This is a genomic window from Luteimonas sp. Soil_C_5 (genome assembly GCF_057656615.1).
This window is the reverse complement of sequence record NZ_JBDGKA010000003.1, coordinates 737,001-753,679: the sequence shown is the minus strand read 5'-3', so window position 1 is coordinate 753,679 and position 16,679 is coordinate 737,001. Positions and strand designations below refer to the sequence as shown.

Here is a 16,679-nt window from a genome sequence, read left to right as displayed (position 1 = left end):
GGAGTCAGAGGACCGAGTGATGGAAGTCGAAGTCCAGCGCATCGGCGACGCGCTGGACCAGGTTGCCCTGGATGTAGTCGATGCCGCTCATCCACAGCGTGGCGGCGGCCTGCGGGTCCTCGACCTGCTGGCCGATGACCTGCAGGCCCAGGCGATGGGCGCGTTCCACGGCGCCGCGCATCTCGTCGCGCACCTTGGGCTCGTCGAGCTGGCGCGAGTAGCGCGCGGCCAGCCGCACGAAACCCAGCGGCAGTTGGGCGAGCAGGGCGTCGGCTTCGTCGCCGGCCGCGTACTGGCCCAGGCACAGCTGCACGCCCGCCGGCACCATGCGCGCACAGAACTCCTGCAGCGACAGTGCGTGGATCAGCGCATCGTCCTGGCGCACGTCGATCACCAGCGACGCGCCGCCGATGCCGGACGCTTCGATCTGTTCCAGCAGCCAGTCCGCGTAGCCGGGCTGGATCAGACTGCGCGAGGACTGCGACACGAACAGGCGCATCGCGCCGCCGCGCTTGCTGCGCTCGACCAGGGTCGCCAGGGCGAGTTCGAGCACGCGGCGGTCGATGTCGTGCAGCAGGCCCGCGCTTTCGGCGGCAGGCAGGATGCGCGCCGCGGAATGCAGTTCGCCGTCGCGGCCGCGCAGGCGCAGCAGGGTCTGGTACTGGGCCTCGTCGCCGCCGGCCACGGCGACGATGGGCTGGAACGCGAGTTCGATGCGGTTTTCGGCCAGCGCATCGCGCAGGTCGTTGGAGAACGAATCCTGCACCCCGCCGGCCACGGGCGCCGCCACCGGCAGATGCACCGCGATGCCGACTGGCGTGCCGCGCGATTCGCGCAGCGCCTGCTCGGCCGAGGCCAGCGCACTGCCGGGATCGTCGTAGCCGTGGACCAGATCCGCGTAGCCCACCAGGGCGCGCAGGCGGATGTGCTGGTCGCCCAGCGGAAAGGGGTGGCTGCCGATGCCGTCGCGCAGGCTGCGCGCCCAGCCGTCGAGCGCGGTGCGTGCGACGTCGGGTGCGTACACCAGGAAGGTGTTGTCGTTGAGTCGCGTCGCCGGCGCGTCGCCGACCAGCTGGCGCAGGTGCCGGCCGGCGTCGGTGAGGATGGTTTCCAGCCCGGCGTAGCCGTAGCGGTCGCGCAGGGCGGTGATGCCCTCGATCTCGATGAAGCCGAGCGCGCCGGACGGCTGCGCCGGAATCGCATCGGCCAGCCGCTGCAGCAGCTGCAGCCGGCTGTTGAGTCCGGTGACCGGATGACGTCCCGGATCCGGCATCTGCTGCAGGGCGCGGGCGCGCTTGATGCGGTTCTGCACCGCCGCCACCAGATGGCGCGGCCGCACCGGCTTGGTGAGGAAATCGTCGGCGCCGACTTCCATCACCTCGAACTGGCGCTCGGGATCCTCGTCGCCGGTCAGGAACACCACCGGGATGTGCGCAAGCGCCGGCTGCTGGCGCAGCAGGGTGGTCAGCTCGGCGCCGTCCATGCCGGGCATGTGCAGATCCATCAGCACCAGCGCGGGCTGGAATTCGGCCGCCGTCACCAGGAACTCGCCGGCGACCATGACCACGCGGGCTTCGAAGCCGGCACCGTTGAGCACGCTTTCGGCGAACAGGGCCTGGCTCGGATCATCCTCGACGATCAGCACGCGATGCGCGGGTTCCGGCGTTGCAGCGGCCCCCGGGCCGGCGTGCGTGCCTGGTGCCGCGGACGTTGCCGACGGCGTATCGGCCTGTACGGCGGCGGCCGGGTCGGCGGGCAGGGTGGGCTGACCGGCATCGGCCGCCCAGCGCCGCCAGTACGCGGTCGGCGGGAATTCGGCGCGGTGTCGGCTGTCGGCATCGGACATAGAGGGGGACTGTGACGCGAGGAGGGCAGACGGGCAACTTTACCCGTTGCCGGGATCCGTCGCCGCGAAGCGCCTGCCGACAGGCATCAGACCGGAGCGCGTCGCGGGCGCAGGCGCGCCAGCCGACGCCAGGCCCACACCAGCCCCCACAGCGCAGCCAGTCCGACCGCCAGCACCAGGCCGAGCGCCAGCCACGGCGAGACCAGCGCCAGTCCCAGGGCACCGATCGCCAGGCCGTCCTCGGCGGTCGAGACGACCACGTTGCTGACCGGCTCCGGCGAGGCGTTGAGCAGCAGTCTCGAACCGGCCTTCAGCGCGTGGCTGGTCAGCGCGACACCGGCGCCGGTGGCCAGCATGCCCGCGCCCAGTTCGCCGTCCGGCGACAACGCGGCCGCGGCGAGGAAGGCGCCGGCCGGCACGCGCGCCAGCGTCTGCAGCAGATCCCAGCCCGAATCGACGCCGGGAATCTTGTCGGCGAAGAATTCCACCAGCGCCAGGCCCCCGGACACCCCGAGCACCCAGGGCGAGGCGGCCGCGTCGAGTGCGGGCGGCAGGTCGATCCAGCCGAACACGCCGGCGATGCCGACGCCGAAGACGGTCAAGTACACCCGCACGCCGGCGAGCCACGCAAGCAGCACGCCGACCGCAAACAGATGGGCTTCGGACATCTCGTCTCCCGGCTGGCGGCGGCGGTGCGAACGACAACCGCCGCCCAACGCCGGCGAGTATAGGCAGGGACCCGGCTTGACGCCCCTTCGGCCGCCTCGCTATACCGTGGCGATGACCGAACCCGTTTCCACCGGACCGACGCCTGCGTCCGCACCGCCGACACCGACACCGCCGCAGACACCGGGGTTGCGCTGGATTGCAGGCGCATGCGTCATCGTCGCACTCGCCCTGCTGTTCGGCCTCTGGGGCGCGTGGCAGGTGTTCGCCCCCGGCAGCAGCCATCCGCAGCGCCAGCTGACCGACCAGGCCGCCCAGCTCGAACAGCTGCAGCAGCAGGTCGCGACCCTGACGCGGTCCGACCAGATCAGCCGCGATGCCAACCGCGAGGTGCAGAGCACGCTGGCCGAGCGCGACGAGGAGATCGCCGCGCTGCGCGCGGATGTCGCGTTCTACGAGCGGTTCGTCGGCTCCACCGCGCAGCGCCGCGGCCTCACCGTGCACGAGCTGCGGCTGCAGCCGCGGACCGACCAGGGCTGGCACTACACCGCCACGCTGACCCAGAGCCTCAGCCGCGAGGCCGCCAGCACCGGCGAGATGCGCCTCGCCATCGAAGGCACGCGCGACGGCAGGCTGGAGACCCTGGACTGGACCGACCTGCGCCAGAGCGACGATGCCGAAGGCGTGGATTACTCGTTCAAGTATTTCCAGCAGGTCGAAGGCGACATCGTGCTGCCACCGGGCTTCCAGCCGCTGCGGGTCACCGTGCGCCTGGCGCCCGAGCGCGGCAGCGCGGTCGAGCGGGCGTTCAGCTGGGCCGATGTGACGCCGCGTTCCGCGCCCGACGCTTGAAGGTGGGGGGCAGGACCCCCATCCTGTCCGCCATGAACGAAGTCTTCTCCCTCGACGCTCCGGGCTACCAGTCGCTCGATCGACCGCTCGACTTCACGCCGGCTGCGGCGTCGAAAGTGCGCGAGTTGATCGAGGGCGAAGGCAATCCGGCCCTGAACCTGCGCGTGTACATCCAGGGCGGCGGCTGTTCCGGCTTCCAGTACGGCTTCGAGTTCGACGAACAGCGGGGCGAGGACGATCTTGCGATCGTCACCGACGACGTCACCCTGGTGGTCGATCCGCTGAGCCTGCAGTACCTGATGGGCGCTTCGGTCGATTACGTCGAGAACCTGCACGGCGCGCAGTTCACGATCCGCAATCCGAACGCGAAGTCGACCTGCGGCTGCGGCTCCAGCTTCACCGTCTGATGTCCACGCCGGCCCGGGTCCAGCCGGGGCTTCCGCAGTCGCAAGTCGCTGTCACCGCAGGCACGCCGCATCTGGCGATAATCGCCGCATGGACTTCAGCTTCGTCGATGCCCCTCTCGATCGCGCGGAACATCTGCGCACCGATTCCGCCGCCCTCGACCGGCTGTGGCCGGACGCGCGCGTCCTCGTGCTCGATGCACGCGGCGACGCGGCGGTCGATGCCGATCGCGCGCCGCCGCGCCTGATCGGCACCGCGGTCGGACGTCGCCCCGATGGCGCGGTGTTCCTGGGCCTGCAGGCGGAACTGGCCTGGTTCGCCCTGCCGGTCGCGGACGCGCCGGTCGTCCTGTCGGCGCAGGGCTTCGTCGATCTGCGCACCGCCGCCCTGCAATGGCCGGCCCGCGAGGCCACCGCCTTCGCGCAGGCGCGCGCGGTGCTGCACTGGCGCGAACGGCACCGGTTCTGCGGCGCCTGCGGGTCTGCGCTCGACTACGCCCGCGCAGGCTGGCTGGGACGGTGCACCGGCTGCGGCATCGAGCATTACCCGCGCACTGATCCTGCGGTCATCGTCGCCGTCACCGATGGCGAGCGGCTGCTGCTCGGGCGTCAGGCCGCGTGGCCGGCGCATCGCTATTCCACGCTGGCCGGCTTCGTCGAGCCGGGCGAAACCCTCGAACAGACCGTGGTGCGCGAAGTGTTCGAGGAGAGCGCAGTGCGGGTGCGGCACTGCCGCTATCTCGCCTCGCAGCCTTGGCCGTTTCCGTCGTCGCTGATGCTGGGATTCGTCGCCGAAGCCGAGCCTGACGCGCCGCGCGTCAACGACGAACTGGAAGACGCGCGCTGGTTCGATGTCGAGACGATCGGCCGCGCACTGCAGGATGATCATCCGGACCTGCTGCTGTCGCCGCGCTCGTCGATCTCGCGCTGGCTGATCGCGCAGTGGCACGCCGCGCACACCGGCGCGGCGCAGCGCTGACGGGTCTCAGCCCAGTCCGCCCGGCGCCAGCCAGTGGAACGGGGCCCAGGGCAGGTTGCGGGCGATGCCGTAGACCGCCAGCAGCGTCAGCCAGAACGTCGCCGTCGACATCCAGCGGGCCACTGGCCTGAGCACGGCCGGGCGCCAGCCTGCATGCCAGGCCACGAATACCGGCGCCAGCACAATGAAGACCAGCAGCAGCGGATTCATTGCGAACGCCTGCGGCAGATCGCCATGCGCCAGCGCGTGCAGGCAACGGGTGAGGCCGCAACCGGGGCAGTGCCAGCCGGTCGCGGCGTAGAACATGCATGGCGGAAACGGGCTGCCGGGTGCGGTCGGATCGAAGGTGCGCAGCAGCCACGCGCCCATCCCCACCGCCGCCAGCCCGGCCCCCGCGAGGGCGACCGTGATGGCGGGGCGACGATGCGGCGCGTGGCGGCCGGCGATGTCCATCAGATGCCGGTCTGGATCTGGTCGATGAACATCTGGTACTGCTGCATGCCGCCGCCGAGCGTCAGCGAGTAAATCGTCCACAGCAGGCCGACGATGCACAGGCCCGTGGTCACCCAGCACCAGATCTTCGCGGTATTGGACGCGCGCTGCGCACCGGCGAGGTCGCCGAGTCCGAGCAGCGTGTTGACCTTGGCCGCGAACACGATCGCGACGATGCCGGGAATCGTGCCGACGATGCAGCACAGGCATACCGACAGCACGGTGGCAATGATGGCCCACACCAGATAGGTCGGAACGGTGCCGGGTGCGATCGGCGTGCCGGGCATAGCGGACGGCGCGCCGTAGGGATCACCCGGCGGAGGCGGCGGCGCCGGCGGAAGGGGCGGTATCGAACTCATCGCGATCTCCAGGACAGGACATGCAGACCTGTCGCGGCGGATCGCGGCAGGGGTCGGCGCTACTGTACCGCCGGCCTGCGCATGTGCGCGTCAGGCCGCGTCGCCGCGCAGCAGGCGCACCTGGGCCTCAAGCGCGGCCGCATCGATGTCGGAGGCATCGTGGATCCGCGGCGCGGCCACCACGTCGACGTGGGCCCGGAACCGGCGCGGCACGCGCATCTTTGCCAGGCGTCCGCCGGCCGCCGCATCGCTGCGCCGGCTCCACATGCTGGACCACATCCCGCGCAGCGCCATTGGCACCACGGGCACGCGCTGGCCGCGCGCGGCGGCACGTTCGAGAATGCGTTCGACGCCCGACTTGAACGCGGCAATCTCGCCGTCGCGGGTCAGCTTGCCCTCGGGAAAGAGGCCGACCAGTTCACCGTCGGCCAGTGCCGCATCCACCGCGTCGAACGCGCGCTGCATCAGCGCGGGATCCTCCTTCGCGCCGGCGATCGGAATCGCCTTGGCGTTGCGGAAGATCCAGTGCATGCCGGGCACGTTGAAGATGCGGTAGTACATGACGAAGCGCACCGGGCGCGGGATCGCCGCCGACAGCAGCAGCGCATCCATGTAGCTGACGTGGTTGCACACGATCAGCGCCGCGCCATCGGCCGGGACCGAGGCTTCGACGTCGCGCGTCCGCAGCCGGTAGAGCACGCGCACCAGCAGCATGCTGACGAAGCGCATCAGGAACTCGGGCACGATGGTGAAGATCCACAGCGCCACCAGACCGTTGGCGATCGCCAGCGCCAGGAACACCTGCGGGATGCTCAGCCCCGGCAGCGGCACGCGCACGCCGCCGACGGTAAAGCCGTCCATCTGCAGCAGGACGCCGAGGATCGCGGCGGTCACGATGAAGAACGAGTTCTGGATGTTGAGCCCGGCGATCACGCGCGAGAGTTCCGATTTCGGCGTGCGGCTCTGGATCAGCGCGAACAGCGGCACGACGAACAGGCCGGTGCACAGGCCGATGCCGGTCAGGTCGGTGACGATGCGCCAGCCGGCCCAGTCGCCGAGGAACTGCGCGATCGTCAGCCCGGTGTCCGGCGGCGCGCCGGGACGCGCGAAATACAGATCCAGCAGGAACGCGGTGATGCCGAACGCACCGATCGGCACCAGGCCGATCTCGACCGAGCGCCCCGACAGCTTCTCGCACAGCAGCGAACCGACGCCGACGCCGATCGAGAACAGCGCGAGCGCGAAAATGTAGAGCGCGGTGTCGTTGGCGACGCCGCCCAGGTGCAGTTCGGCGTAGGTCGGCAGCTGCGCGGTCAGCACCGTGCCGACGAACCAGAACCACGACACACCGAGGATCGCGTTGCGCACGGCGAGCTGGCGCTTGGCCAGACGCAGGATCGCGCGCGATTCGGGGATCGGGTTCCAGTTGATCTTGAGCTCGGGCGCGCCGGCGTCGACCTTGGGAATCATCCGCGCGACGACGTTGCCCGCCACCGCCAGCACGATCACCGACACCGCCGCGGCCTCAGGGCCATAGCTGCCGGCGAGCTTGAACACCAGGCCGCCGTAGATCATGCCGACAAGGATCGAGATCGACGTGCCCATCTCGACGAGACCGTTGCCGCCGGTGAGTTCTTCCGGCCGCAGCACCGACGGCAGGATCGAATACTTCACCGGGCCGAACAGCGTGGACTGCGTACCGGTGAGGAACAGCGCGACCAGCAGCACCGGCATGTTCTCGAGCAGAAAGCCCGCAGCCGCGACCGACATGATCACGATCTCCATCGTCGTCGTGATGACGATGAGCTTCTGCTTCTCGACCTTCTCCGCGATCTGCCCGGCAATCGCCGAGAACAGGAAGTACGGCAGGATGAAGAGTGCCGGTGCGAGGTTGGTGTAGAGCGTGCGCTCCGCCGTGCTGACGCCGAGAAAGAACAGCAGCGCGATGATCGACTGCCGGTAGACGTTGTCGTTGAACGCGCCCAGCGCCTGGACCGTGAAGTAGGGCAGGAAGCGGCGCTGCTTCAGCAGCGCGAACTGGGACTGGCCGGACATGCAGGCTCCTGTGCGATTGCGCGGAGCCTAGCAGGCACGCATGTCGGTGTGCGCGTCAGCGGGCGTCGGGCGCGGGCGCGTCCAGCACCAGGTGATCGGCGAGCTCCGGGCCGCCACCGCGGTTGCCGCTGCCGGCGACGATATGCAGCGCGCCGTCGAGCGTCGTCACCTGGGTGCCGTGGCGGCCGACGGGCAGTGCGGGCAGGCGGTCCCAACGACCCGCGGCCGGGTTCCAGGCTTCGACTTCATCGTGCGCATGGCGGTGCGCGTCGCTCTCGCCGCCGAGCACCAGCACGCGGCCGCCGTGCGCGATGGTCGCCGTGCCCGAGCGCGGCGTCGGAATCGGCGCATCGAGCGTGGTCCAGGTGCCGGCTGCGATGTCGTAGACGTCGACGGCGACGACCGAACGCATCGGCGCGCCGCCCCCATGCGCGCTGGTGCGTCCACCGGCGGCATAGAGATGCCCGTCGAGCACGGCCGCGTGGAAATGATCGCGTGCATGCGGTGCGTCCGGCAGTTCGCGCCAGGTGCCCCTGGCGGGGTCGAAGACATCGAGCCACGGCACGTAGCCACCGGTATGTCCGCGGGTCACGCCGCCGACCAGATAGAACAGGCCGTCGTGCACGGCCACGCCGCTGGCGCCGCGACGGCGATGCGCGGGCACGGCCGGCCCTTCCTGCCACGCGTCCGCGACCGGGTCGTAGATCCAGACGGCAGGCACGCCCGGTTCATCCGGGAAATCGCCGGTCAGCGCGCCGAGCAACCAGAGGTGGCCGTCGTGCGCGACCGCCTGCACGTGATGCAGTTCGAGCGGCGGCGCGGTGCCCTGCGTCCACAGGCCGGTCGTGGGATCGAAGATCTCCAGGGGGCGTTCGCCGCGACCGCCGAGCAGATACAGCTTTCCTTCTAGTGCGACGAAGGCGTTCTCGTGTCGCGCGACCGGTGTGGTGTCCGAGGTCTGCGTGCGCCATGCGGACGCGTCTTCCGCAGCAGCGGTGGCCTCGACGGTCGGCGGGCTCGCATTGCCGGCGAGCGGCGGCAGCGCGAGTGCGAGGACGAGCAGGGAACGACGGATCATGCGGGCTCCTTCGACGTGCGCGCGGCGATCCCGCTGCGCCTGTTGCGTCATGGTGCCGCAGTGGGCGTGATCAGTCCCGCGCAGTCTCGTCGCGCACGGCGCGATAGCGCTCTTCCAGTTCCTGACGGATTTCGCGACGCTGCTGGCCCTGGCGGAAGCGGCGACGCTCTTCGTCGGTCTGCGGTTCGCGCGGCGGTACCGGCGTCGAGCGGCCGTCCTCGTCCATCGCCACCATCGTGAAGAAGCAGCTGTTGGTGTGGCGCACCGCGCGGTTGCGGATGTCCTCGGTGATGACCTTGATGCCGACTTCCATCGACGTGCGACCGGTGTAGTTCACCGACGCGAGGAAGGTCACCAGCTCGCCGACATGAATCGGTTCGCGGAACGTCACCTGATCGACCGACAGCGTCACCACGTAGCGGCCGGCGTAGCGGCTGGCGCAGGCGTAGGCCACTTCGTCGAGATACTTCAGCAGCGTGCCGCCGTGCACGTTGCCGGAGAAGTTCGCCATGTCCGGCGTCATCAGCACGGTCATGCTGAGCTGGGCGTTGCCTGGAATCATGGTCTTGGCCTCGGCGGGAAAGAAGGATCAGACGTCGCCGCGTTCGCGTGCGATCGCGCGCCAGCCGATGTCGTGGCGGTGGAACTCGCCCGGCCATGAAATGCCGGCGAGTTCGCCGTAGGCGCGCGCCTGCGCATCGGCGACGGTGTCGCCCAGCGCGGCCACGCACAGCACGCGTCCGCCGGCGGTCACGGCCTGGCCGTGCGCGTCGAGTTTCGTGCCGGCATGGAAGACCTTGGTGTCGGCCAGCGGCGGCGTGTCCCAGGTATTGATGACGTCGCCGGTGCGTGGCGTGCCCGGATAGTGTTCGGCGGCCATCACCACGCCGAGCGACGGACGCGGATCCCATTGCGCTTCGATGCCATCGAGCCGGCCGTCGATCGCGGCTTCGACCAGATCCAGCAGGTCGGACTGCAGACGCAGCATCACCGGCTGTGTTTCCGGATCGCCGAAGCGCACGTTGAACTCGATGACCTTCGGCGCGCCGCTCTTGTCGATCATCAGGCCGGCGTAGAGGAAACCGGTGAACGGCACGCCGTCCTCGATCATGCCGCGCACGGTCGGCTCGACGACTTCGCGCATCACGCGCGCATGCACCTCGGGCGTGACCACAGGCGCGGGCGAATACGCGCCCATGCCGCCGGTGTTGGGGCCGGTGTCGCCATCGCCGACGCGCTTGTGGTCCTGGCTGGTCGCCATCGGCAGCGCGGTCGCGCCGTCGACGATCGAGATGAAGCTCGCCTCCTCACCGTCGAGGAATTCCTCGATCACCACGCGCGCACCGGCCGCGCCGAACGCGTTGCCCGACAGCATGTCGATGATCGCGGCCTCGGCTTCTTCCAGCGACATCGCCACGATCACGCCCTTGCCGGCGGCGAGGCCGTCAGCCTTGATGACGGTCGGTGCGCCGTGCTGACGCACGTACTCGATCGCGGTGTCGGCATCGGTGAATACCGAATAGCCCGCCGTCGGAATCGCGTGCCGCGCGAGGAAATCCTTGGCGAAGGCCTTGCTGCCTTCGAGCTGCGCGGCGGCCGCGGTGGGTCCGAAGATGCGCAGGCCGGCGTCGCGGAAACGATCGACGACGCCCGCGACCAGCGGCGCCTCGGGACCGACGACGGTCACGTCGATGTGTTCCGACTTCGCCAAGGCCAGCAGCGCATCGAGATCGGTCGCGGCCACGTCGACATTGCGGCAGCCGGCTTCCTTCGCGGTCCCGGCATTGCCCGGCGCAACCAGGACTTCGCCGACCTGCGGCGACTGCGCGATCTTCCACGCCAGCGCGTGTTCGCGACCGCCGGCACCGATGACGAGGACCTTCTTCATGCGCAACAGACCGGATGCAAAGGGGCCGCCAGTTTACGGCGTCGCGGCGGCCCTCGCTGGACGCGGATCGAGGGCCGCGCCGCCATGCCGACGGGTCGACCCGGAACCGGTTGCTAGACTCGATCGTTTCGCCGCAACGGAGTCGTGACCGACGATGGATCTGGTCCAGCTGATCGAGAACATGCTCGCGCCCATCGTCGGCGGCATCAACGGCGTCTTGTGGAACTACCTGCTGGTCGGTGTGCTGCCGCTGGTCGGTATCTGGTTCAGCGTGCGCCTCGGTTTCATCCAGTTCCGTCGGTTTCCGAAGATGATTTCGGGCCTCGTGCGCGGCACGGGCGACGACAACGCGGGCATCTCGCCGCTGCAATCGCTGTGCACCAGCCTCGCGTCGCGCGTGGGCACCGGCAATCTGGTCGGCGTGGCGATCGCGCTGACGGTCGGCGGTCCGGGCGCGATGTTCTGGATGTGGGTGGTCGCGTTCTTCGGCATGGCCACGGCCTATGTGGAGAGCGCGCTGGCGCAGCTGTACAAGCGCCGCGATGCGGTGGGCCACTATCGCGGCGGACCGGCGCTGTACATGGCCCATGGCCTGGGCAAACCTTGGCTGGGCGCGATCTTCTCGGTATGCCTGATCCTCGCCTTCGGTTTCGTGTTCAGCGCAGTGCAGGCGAATTCGATTTCCGAAGCGGTGACCGGCGCCTGGGGCATCCATCCGGGCTGGACGGCGGCGGTGCTCGTGGCGCTGTCGGCGCCGGTGATCTTCGGCGGCCTGCGCCGTGTCGCAAAGATGTCGGAGATGATCATTCCGGTAATGGCGCTGGCCTATCTCGCGCTCGCGGCCTGGGTGATCCTCAGCAACATCACCGAAGTGCCGGCGATGCTGGCGCTGATCGTGCGCAGCGCCTTCGGTCTCGACCAGGCGGCCGGCGGCGTGCTCGGCGGTCTCGCGGTCGCGTTGCTCAACGGCGTGAAGCGTGGCCTGTTCTCGAATGAAGCCGGCATGGGCAGCGCGCCGAACATCGCCGCGTCCGCGACGCCGGTGCCGCACCATCCGGCCAGCCAGGGTCTGGTGCAGTCCTTCGGCGTATTCGTCGACACGCTGGTGATCTGCACCGCGACCGCGCTGATGATCCTGATGTCGGGTGCGCTCGACACCGCCGGTGGCGACGGCGCGGTGCTGACCCAGCAGGCGATGGCCTTCCACTTCGGCGACTGGGGCCCGACCTTCATCGCGGTGGTGCTGTTCTTCTTCGCCGGCACGTCGATCTTCGGCAACTACGCCTATGCCGAAAGCGCGGTGATGTTCCTGCGCGGCGGGCGCATCTCGATCCTGCTGCTGCGCCTGGGCAGTCTGGCGATGGTGGCCTGGGGCGCGTTCGCCAAGCTCGATATCGTCTGGGATACCGCCGATGCGGCGATGGGCATGATGGCGACGGTCAACCTGATCGCGGTCGTGCTGCTGTCGGGCGTGGCGATCAAGTTGACCCGCGACTACGACCGCAAGATCCGCGCCGGTGATGCATCACCGCGACTGGACGCGGCGGATTTCCCGGAGCTGGGCGATGCGATCGATCGCAGCATCTGGACGGCGGAGAAGACGGTGGCGCCGGTTTCGAAGCAAAACTGAGGCGGCATGTGGGCGCGCGCTTGCGCGCGAGCGCTGTCATGAGACCGCCCATCGCGCGCAGGCCCGCTCCCGCAAACGCGATGGTTCAGTCGCAGCCTTCGCGCTGCAGGGCGGCCGGCACCATCCACGTGGAGGTGGCTGCGTCGAACGGCACCGCATGCGTGGTGTCGATCTGCCGGCCGCAGGCCTCGCCGCGTTCGCGCACCCGCAGTGGCCAGACCGTCGCCGCGGCATCTCGGTTGTCGACGACGAAATCGAAGGTGACGTCGAACGCGGCGTCGGGATAGCACGCGTCGCGTTCCGCGCAGCCGTGCATGGCGCCGCGGTTGTCGATCGCGCCCGGCAGCGTCGCTGCTTCGTGGAAGGTCGCTGCGCGCGGCAGCACGATCGAGCGGTTGAGGACGGTCAGGCCCTGACCGGTGAATCCGCTGTCGATCACGAAGCCGTGCAGGTCCGGGCCGAACCGCCGGATCTCGATGTCGGCGATGTCGCCCATGCTGCCGAAGACCTGGAGATGCGCTTTCGCGGCAGGCATGGCGGGCTCGCCGCGCAGCAGGAAGAAATCAGTGATTGCCGCGGTGACGTGACCGGCCCCGTCCGGGATGCCGCAGACCGCGACGAGTTCGGCAGGCGCGGCCACGGTGCCGACGCCGGCGCGGGCGCAGACCTCGCGCAATGCAGGCGCCTCACCCAGGTCCTGGCCGGCCAACGGCGTGCCCGGCCAATCGCCCGTCAGCTGCGCGAGTTCGCCGTACTGCGATACCAGATACGCGCGTACCGCTGCGCCGGACAGGCCGACCGACGCGTCCGCCACGCCGGTCACGGCGAGCGGCGCATCGGCAGGCTGCAGTGCCTCGGGCATCGTTGCCGGCAGCGCGACCGCGGCCGGCGGATCAGCCGGCTGGCACGCGCCCAGCAGGGCGAGCGGCACGGCCATCAAGGGCGCGAACAGGCGGCGCGGCACGGCGCGTGGATGCATGGCGATGGCCTCACAACGGAGCGGAGGCGTCGACGCTAACAGCGCGGTCCGCACGGCCGCGTCACTGGAGTGACGCAGCCGCGGTCCGCACTCAGTGGCGGAAGTGGCGCACGCCGGTGAACACCATCGCGATGCCGTGTTCGTCGGCGGCGGCGATCACTTCGCCGTCGCGCATCGAACCACCCGGCTGGATCACCGCCTGGATGCCGGCTTCCGCCGCGGCGTCGATGCCGTCGCGGAAGGGGAAGAACGCGTCGGACGCCATCACCGAACCGGGCACGACCAGGCCTGCGTCGCCGGCCTTGATGCCGGCGATGCGCGCCGAATACACGCGGCTCATCTGGCCGGCGCCGACGCCGATCGTGCGGTGATCCTTCGCGTAGACGATCGCGTTCGACTTCACGAACTTCGCCACCTGCCAGGCGAACAGCAGATCGCGCAGCTGCGGGGCGGTCGGCGCGATCTTCGTCACGACTTTGAGCTCGTCCGCGGTCACGTCGCGCAGGTCGGCGCTCTGCATCAGCAGGCCTGAGCCGACGCGCTTGACGTCGATTGTGTTGCGACCCTCGCCATGCGGAATGCGCAGCACGCGCACATTGGCCTTCTTCGTGGCGTAATCCAGTGCGCCCGGCTCGTAGTCGGGCGCGATCAGCACCTCGACGAACTGGCGGTCGAGGATCACCTTCGCCGTCGCTGCATCGAGCATGCGGTTGAACGCGATGATCCCGCCGAACGCCGAGGTCGGATCGGTCGCGTAGGCGAGCTCGTAGGCATCGCCACACGCCGCGCCCACGGCGACGCCGCAGGGATTGGCATGCTTGACGATCACGCAGGCCGGCGCATCGAACTGGCGCACGCATTCCCACGCGGAATCCGCATCGGCGATGTTGTTGTACGAAAGCTCTTTGCCCTGCAGCTGCTCGAACGTCGCCAGCGTGCCCGGCGCCGGATGCAGGTCGCGATAGAACGCCGCCTGCTGGTGCGGGTTCTCGCCGTAGCGCAGGTCCATGACCTTGACGAAACTGCCGTTGCTCTGGCCGCCGAACGGCGCGCGCTGCGCGGCGCCGGCATCGGAGGGTTCGGCGATCGACGACAGCACGTCGCTGATGCGCGCGTCGTACTGCGCGACGCGGTTGAACGCGGCGACCGACAGCGCGAAGCGCGTCTGCGCCGACAGCGCGCCATCATTCGCATCGAGTTCGGCCAGCAGCGCGTCGTACTGCGCCGGATCGGTCGCGACCGCGACGTGGGCGAAGTTCTTCGCCGCCGCGCGCAGCATCGCCGGGCCGCCGATGTCGATGTTTTCGACGATGTCGTCGAACTTCGCGTCGGGCGCATAGGCCACGCGTTCGAACGGATAGAGGTTGAGCACCAGCAGGTCGATTGCGTCGATGCCGTGTTCGGCCATCACCGCGTCATCGGTGCCGCGGCGCCCGAGCAGGCCGCCGTGCACCTTCGGGTGCAGGGTCTTGACCCGGCCGTCCATGATCTCGGGAAAGCCGGTCACGTCGCTGACGTCGCGTACCGGCAGGCCGGCCTCGCGGATCGCATTCGCGGTGCCGCCGGTCGACAGCAGTTCGACGTTGCGCGCGGCGAGCGCGCGGGCCAGATCGAGCAGGCCGGTCTTGTCGGACACGGACAACAGGGCGCGGCGGATCGCGGTGGGCGCGCCGGACGGAACGGAGACGGTCATGGGAGTCGACTGCGGGCGAGGGAGCCGGGAATTATAACGGCCGTGCGCCGGCGGCTCCGGACCGGCGCAATGCCCTGCTGCGCTTGCAGGCTGGCGCGCGGGCGGTGCTCGGAAGGCATCGCCGGATGGCGATTCCCGACAGCGCTTGCCGCTGGCCCGAAGGGTGGACGCCATGGATGGCGGACACAATGCGCACGTATCGCGCATACGCTGCGCTTCCTGCGCGCCGCCACGCGCCATCCGACTGCGCTCGCGACGGGCCTTGAGCCGGTTCTCAGACCAGCGCGTATTCGCGCAGTTTCTTGCGCAGCGTGGCGCGGTGGATGCCGAGCATCGCCGCAGCGCGGCTCTGGTTGCCATCGCAGAAATTCAGCACTTCGACGAACAGCGGAATCTCGAGTTCGCGCAGCGCGACCTCATAGAGGTTGTCGGTGTCGTTGCCGTTGAGATCGCCGAGATAGCGCTGGATCGAGGTCGCGACGTGTTCGCGCAACGGAATGCGCGCCACGTCGACCGTGCTGGGTTCGGATCGGTCTGCGTTCAAGTCGGATCTCGGCGGAGGGCGTCGACGGTACGGCCGGCGCAGGCGCCGACGGTCCGGAACGGCGGGCCAGTCTATCGCGCGCGCGGAGATCGGAACAACGGATCGCGGGTGTGTGCGCTCAGATGAAATCGAAGGCGAACGAGACCGCGCGGCCGTCCGGTTCGCGCAGCACCAGCCGCACGTCGGCGCTCTGGCCCGCGTCCAGCGTCTCGCCGCGATCGGGGTCGGACAGGTAGTCGTCGGGCGCGAAGGTGCGGGTGCCGACCGCGCGTCCGTCGACGTCCGACAGCGTCAGCCGCAGATGCGGCCAGCCCTGTGCCCAGCGCGCGTCGTTGCGGAAGGTCGCGTGGACCAGCAGATGCGCGGGTGTGTCGGGATCGGGACGCACGTCGCGCGCCAGCAGCGTCAGCGCGGCCGGTTCGCGCCAGGGCGGCAGGCTGCAGCGCAGGACGGCGCAGACCGTGGTCAGCAGCGGTCGCCAGCCGGGATCACGGGCGAGACGGGCGCGGTCGGCCAGCAGGACCTGCAGCACCAGCATCAGCGACAGCGCGACCACGCCGCCCAGCAACAGCCGGCGCTGCCGCAGCGAATCCGTGGCGCCGGCCGCGCGGACGCGCCGCGCGAAACTCGGCGAAGTGCGCGCGATGCCAGGCCCGGGCAGGCGTCCTGCCGAACGCCGGTCAGGCATGGGCGTGGCGACGGGCGAAGGCGATTCGGCCGCGGCGTCCGGGGTGGCGGGCGATGCCGGCGGTCCGGCGGCAGCCAGCGTCGCGGCGGCCTCCGGAGTCGGAGCCGGCGTCGATTTCGGCGCAGGCGCGGCGGGCGGCGCGGGGTCTGCAGGCGGCGTGCCTCCGGCTGCAGGCGCGGTGGCCACGGCCGGTGCGGCATCAGGCGCGACCGCCGGCGCCTCGGGACGCGCGCGTGTCGCCGCGGCGGGCGAGGGCGTCGCAGGCGTGGTGGGCGTGGTGGGCGGAACTGCCGGAGCGGGTGACGCCGCCACAGAGCCGGCCGGCACCGCAGGCGTAGCGCGCTCGGAGGTCGGCGCAGGCGCAGGAGGCGCCTGCCTGAGCAGCGTGGCCACCGAAGGCGTCGACGGCGCCGGGGCACGCAAGGCACCGCGGCAGCGCGGACAGCGCTCGGGCGGCAGGTCGCTCACCGGATCGGTGGCGACGAGCGTGCCGCAGTGCTTGCAGTTGATGAACATGCCGCTATTG

Annotated in this window: 16 protein-coding genes; 4 read left to right on the top strand and 12 right to left on the bottom strand. The window is 70.0% G+C overall.

Annotated elements, in window-relative coordinates:
- Positions 1–4: 4 nt before the first annotated feature.
- A complete protein-coding gene (locus AC3A5K_RS11805) occupies positions 5–1,846 on the bottom strand; it encodes an EAL domain-containing protein (protein ID WP_487617711.1) in 1,842 nt (613 codons plus the stop codon).
- An 86-nt stretch (positions 1,847–1,932) separates the two neighbouring features.
- Positions 1,933–2,514, bottom strand: coding sequence for a DUF4126 domain-containing protein (locus AC3A5K_RS11800; protein WP_487617710.1), 582 nt, complete (start codon positions 2,512–2,514; stop codon positions 1,933–1,935).
- Between the two features lie 112 nt (positions 2,515–2,626).
- Between AC3A5K_RS11800 and AC3A5K_RS11795 the strand changes: the two genes are divergently transcribed.
- The 3 genes from AC3A5K_RS11795 to nudC all read left to right on the top strand — a co-directional run bounded on the left by AC3A5K_RS11795 (position 2,627) and on the right by nudC (position 4,747).
- On the top strand, positions 2,627–3,364 hold the full coding sequence (locus AC3A5K_RS11795) for a DUF6776 family protein (protein WP_487617709.1): 738 nt from the start codon (positions 2,627–2,629) through the stop codon (positions 3,362–3,364).
- Between the two features lie 32 nt (positions 3,365–3,396).
- A complete protein-coding gene (gene erpA / locus AC3A5K_RS11790; RefSeq protein ID WP_487617708.1) occupies positions 3,397–3,771 on the top strand; it encodes an iron-sulfur cluster insertion protein ErpA in 375 nt (124 codons plus the stop codon).
- Positions 3,772–3,859: 88 nt separating this feature from the next.
- Positions 3,860–4,747 carry an NAD(+) diphosphatase gene (nudC, locus tag AC3A5K_RS11785; RefSeq protein WP_487617707.1) on the top strand — a complete coding sequence of 296 codons (888 nt, stop codon included), beginning with the start codon at positions 3,860–3,862 and terminating at the stop codon, positions 4,745–4,747.
- 6 nt (positions 4,748–4,753) lie between these two features.
- Here the strand turns inward: nudC and AC3A5K_RS11780 are convergent, their stop codons facing one another.
- From AC3A5K_RS11780 to purD, 6 genes are all read right to left on the bottom strand, one after another.
- Positions 4,754–5,200 (bottom strand): DUF2752 domain-containing protein, encoded by a 447-nt coding sequence (locus AC3A5K_RS11780; protein WP_487617706.1) that lies wholly within the window; start codon positions 5,198–5,200, stop codon positions 4,754–4,756.
- Positions 5,200–5,598, bottom strand: coding sequence for a CD225/dispanin family protein (locus tag AC3A5K_RS11775; protein ID WP_487617705.1), 399 nt, complete (start codon positions 5,596–5,598; stop codon positions 5,200–5,202). The genes AC3A5K_RS11780 and AC3A5K_RS11775 overlap by 1 nt, the downstream gene beginning before the upstream one ends.
- A 90-nt stretch (positions 5,599–5,688) precedes the next feature.
- Positions 5,689–7,653 carry an MFS transporter gene (locus AC3A5K_RS11770; protein WP_487617704.1) on the bottom strand — a complete coding sequence of 655 codons (1,965 nt, stop codon included), beginning with the start codon at positions 7,651–7,653 and terminating at the stop codon, positions 5,689–5,691.
- 55 nt (positions 7,654–7,708) lie between these two features.
- Positions 7,709–8,731 (bottom strand): Kelch repeat-containing protein, encoded by a 1,023-nt coding sequence (locus AC3A5K_RS11765; RefSeq protein ID WP_487617703.1) that lies wholly within the window; start codon positions 8,729–8,731, stop codon positions 7,709–7,711.
- A gap of 70 nt (positions 8,732–8,801) precedes the next feature.
- Positions 8,802–9,293, bottom strand: coding sequence for an acyl-CoA thioesterase (locus AC3A5K_RS11760; protein ID WP_487617702.1), 492 nt, complete (start codon positions 9,291–9,293; stop codon positions 8,802–8,804).
- Positions 9,294–9,320: 27 nt separating this feature from the next.
- On the bottom strand, positions 9,321–10,619 hold the full coding sequence (purD, locus tag AC3A5K_RS11755) for a phosphoribosylamine--glycine ligase (protein ID WP_487617701.1): 1,299 nt from the start codon (positions 10,617–10,619) through the stop codon (positions 9,321–9,323).
- A 154-nt stretch (positions 10,620–10,773) separates the two neighbouring features.
- Here purD and AC3A5K_RS11750 point away from each other — a divergent pair, with 154 nt between their 5' ends.
- A complete protein-coding gene (locus AC3A5K_RS11750; protein WP_487617700.1) occupies positions 10,774–12,249 on the top strand; it encodes an alanine/glycine:cation symporter family protein in 1,476 nt (491 codons plus the stop codon).
- An 85-nt stretch (positions 12,250–12,334) separates the two neighbouring features.
- Here the strand turns inward: AC3A5K_RS11750 and AC3A5K_RS11745 are convergent, their stop codons facing one another.
- From AC3A5K_RS11745 to AC3A5K_RS11730, 4 genes are all read right to left on the bottom strand, one after another.
- Positions 12,335–13,228, bottom strand: coding sequence for a hypothetical protein (locus tag AC3A5K_RS11745; protein WP_487617699.1), 894 nt, complete (start codon positions 13,226–13,228; stop codon positions 12,335–12,337).
- Positions 13,229–13,319: 91 nt separating this feature from the next.
- Positions 13,320–14,921 carry a bifunctional phosphoribosylaminoimidazolecarboxamide formyltransferase/IMP cyclohydrolase gene (gene purH, locus AC3A5K_RS11740; RefSeq protein ID WP_487617698.1) on the bottom strand — a complete coding sequence of 534 codons (1,602 nt, stop codon included), beginning with the start codon at positions 14,919–14,921 and terminating at the stop codon, positions 13,320–13,322.
- 274 nt (positions 14,922–15,195) lie between these two features.
- Positions 15,196–15,465: a DNA-binding transcriptional regulator Fis gene (gene fis / locus AC3A5K_RS11735; RefSeq protein WP_487617697.1), complete on the bottom strand. Its 270-nt coding sequence runs from the start codon at positions 15,463–15,465 to the stop codon at positions 15,196–15,198.
- Positions 15,466–15,583: 118 nt separating this feature from the next.
- A complete protein-coding gene (locus AC3A5K_RS11730) occupies positions 15,584–16,669 on the bottom strand; it encodes a DUF3426 domain-containing protein (RefSeq protein ID WP_487617696.1) in 1,086 nt (361 codons plus the stop codon).
- Positions 16,670–16,679 lie beyond the last annotated feature (10 nt).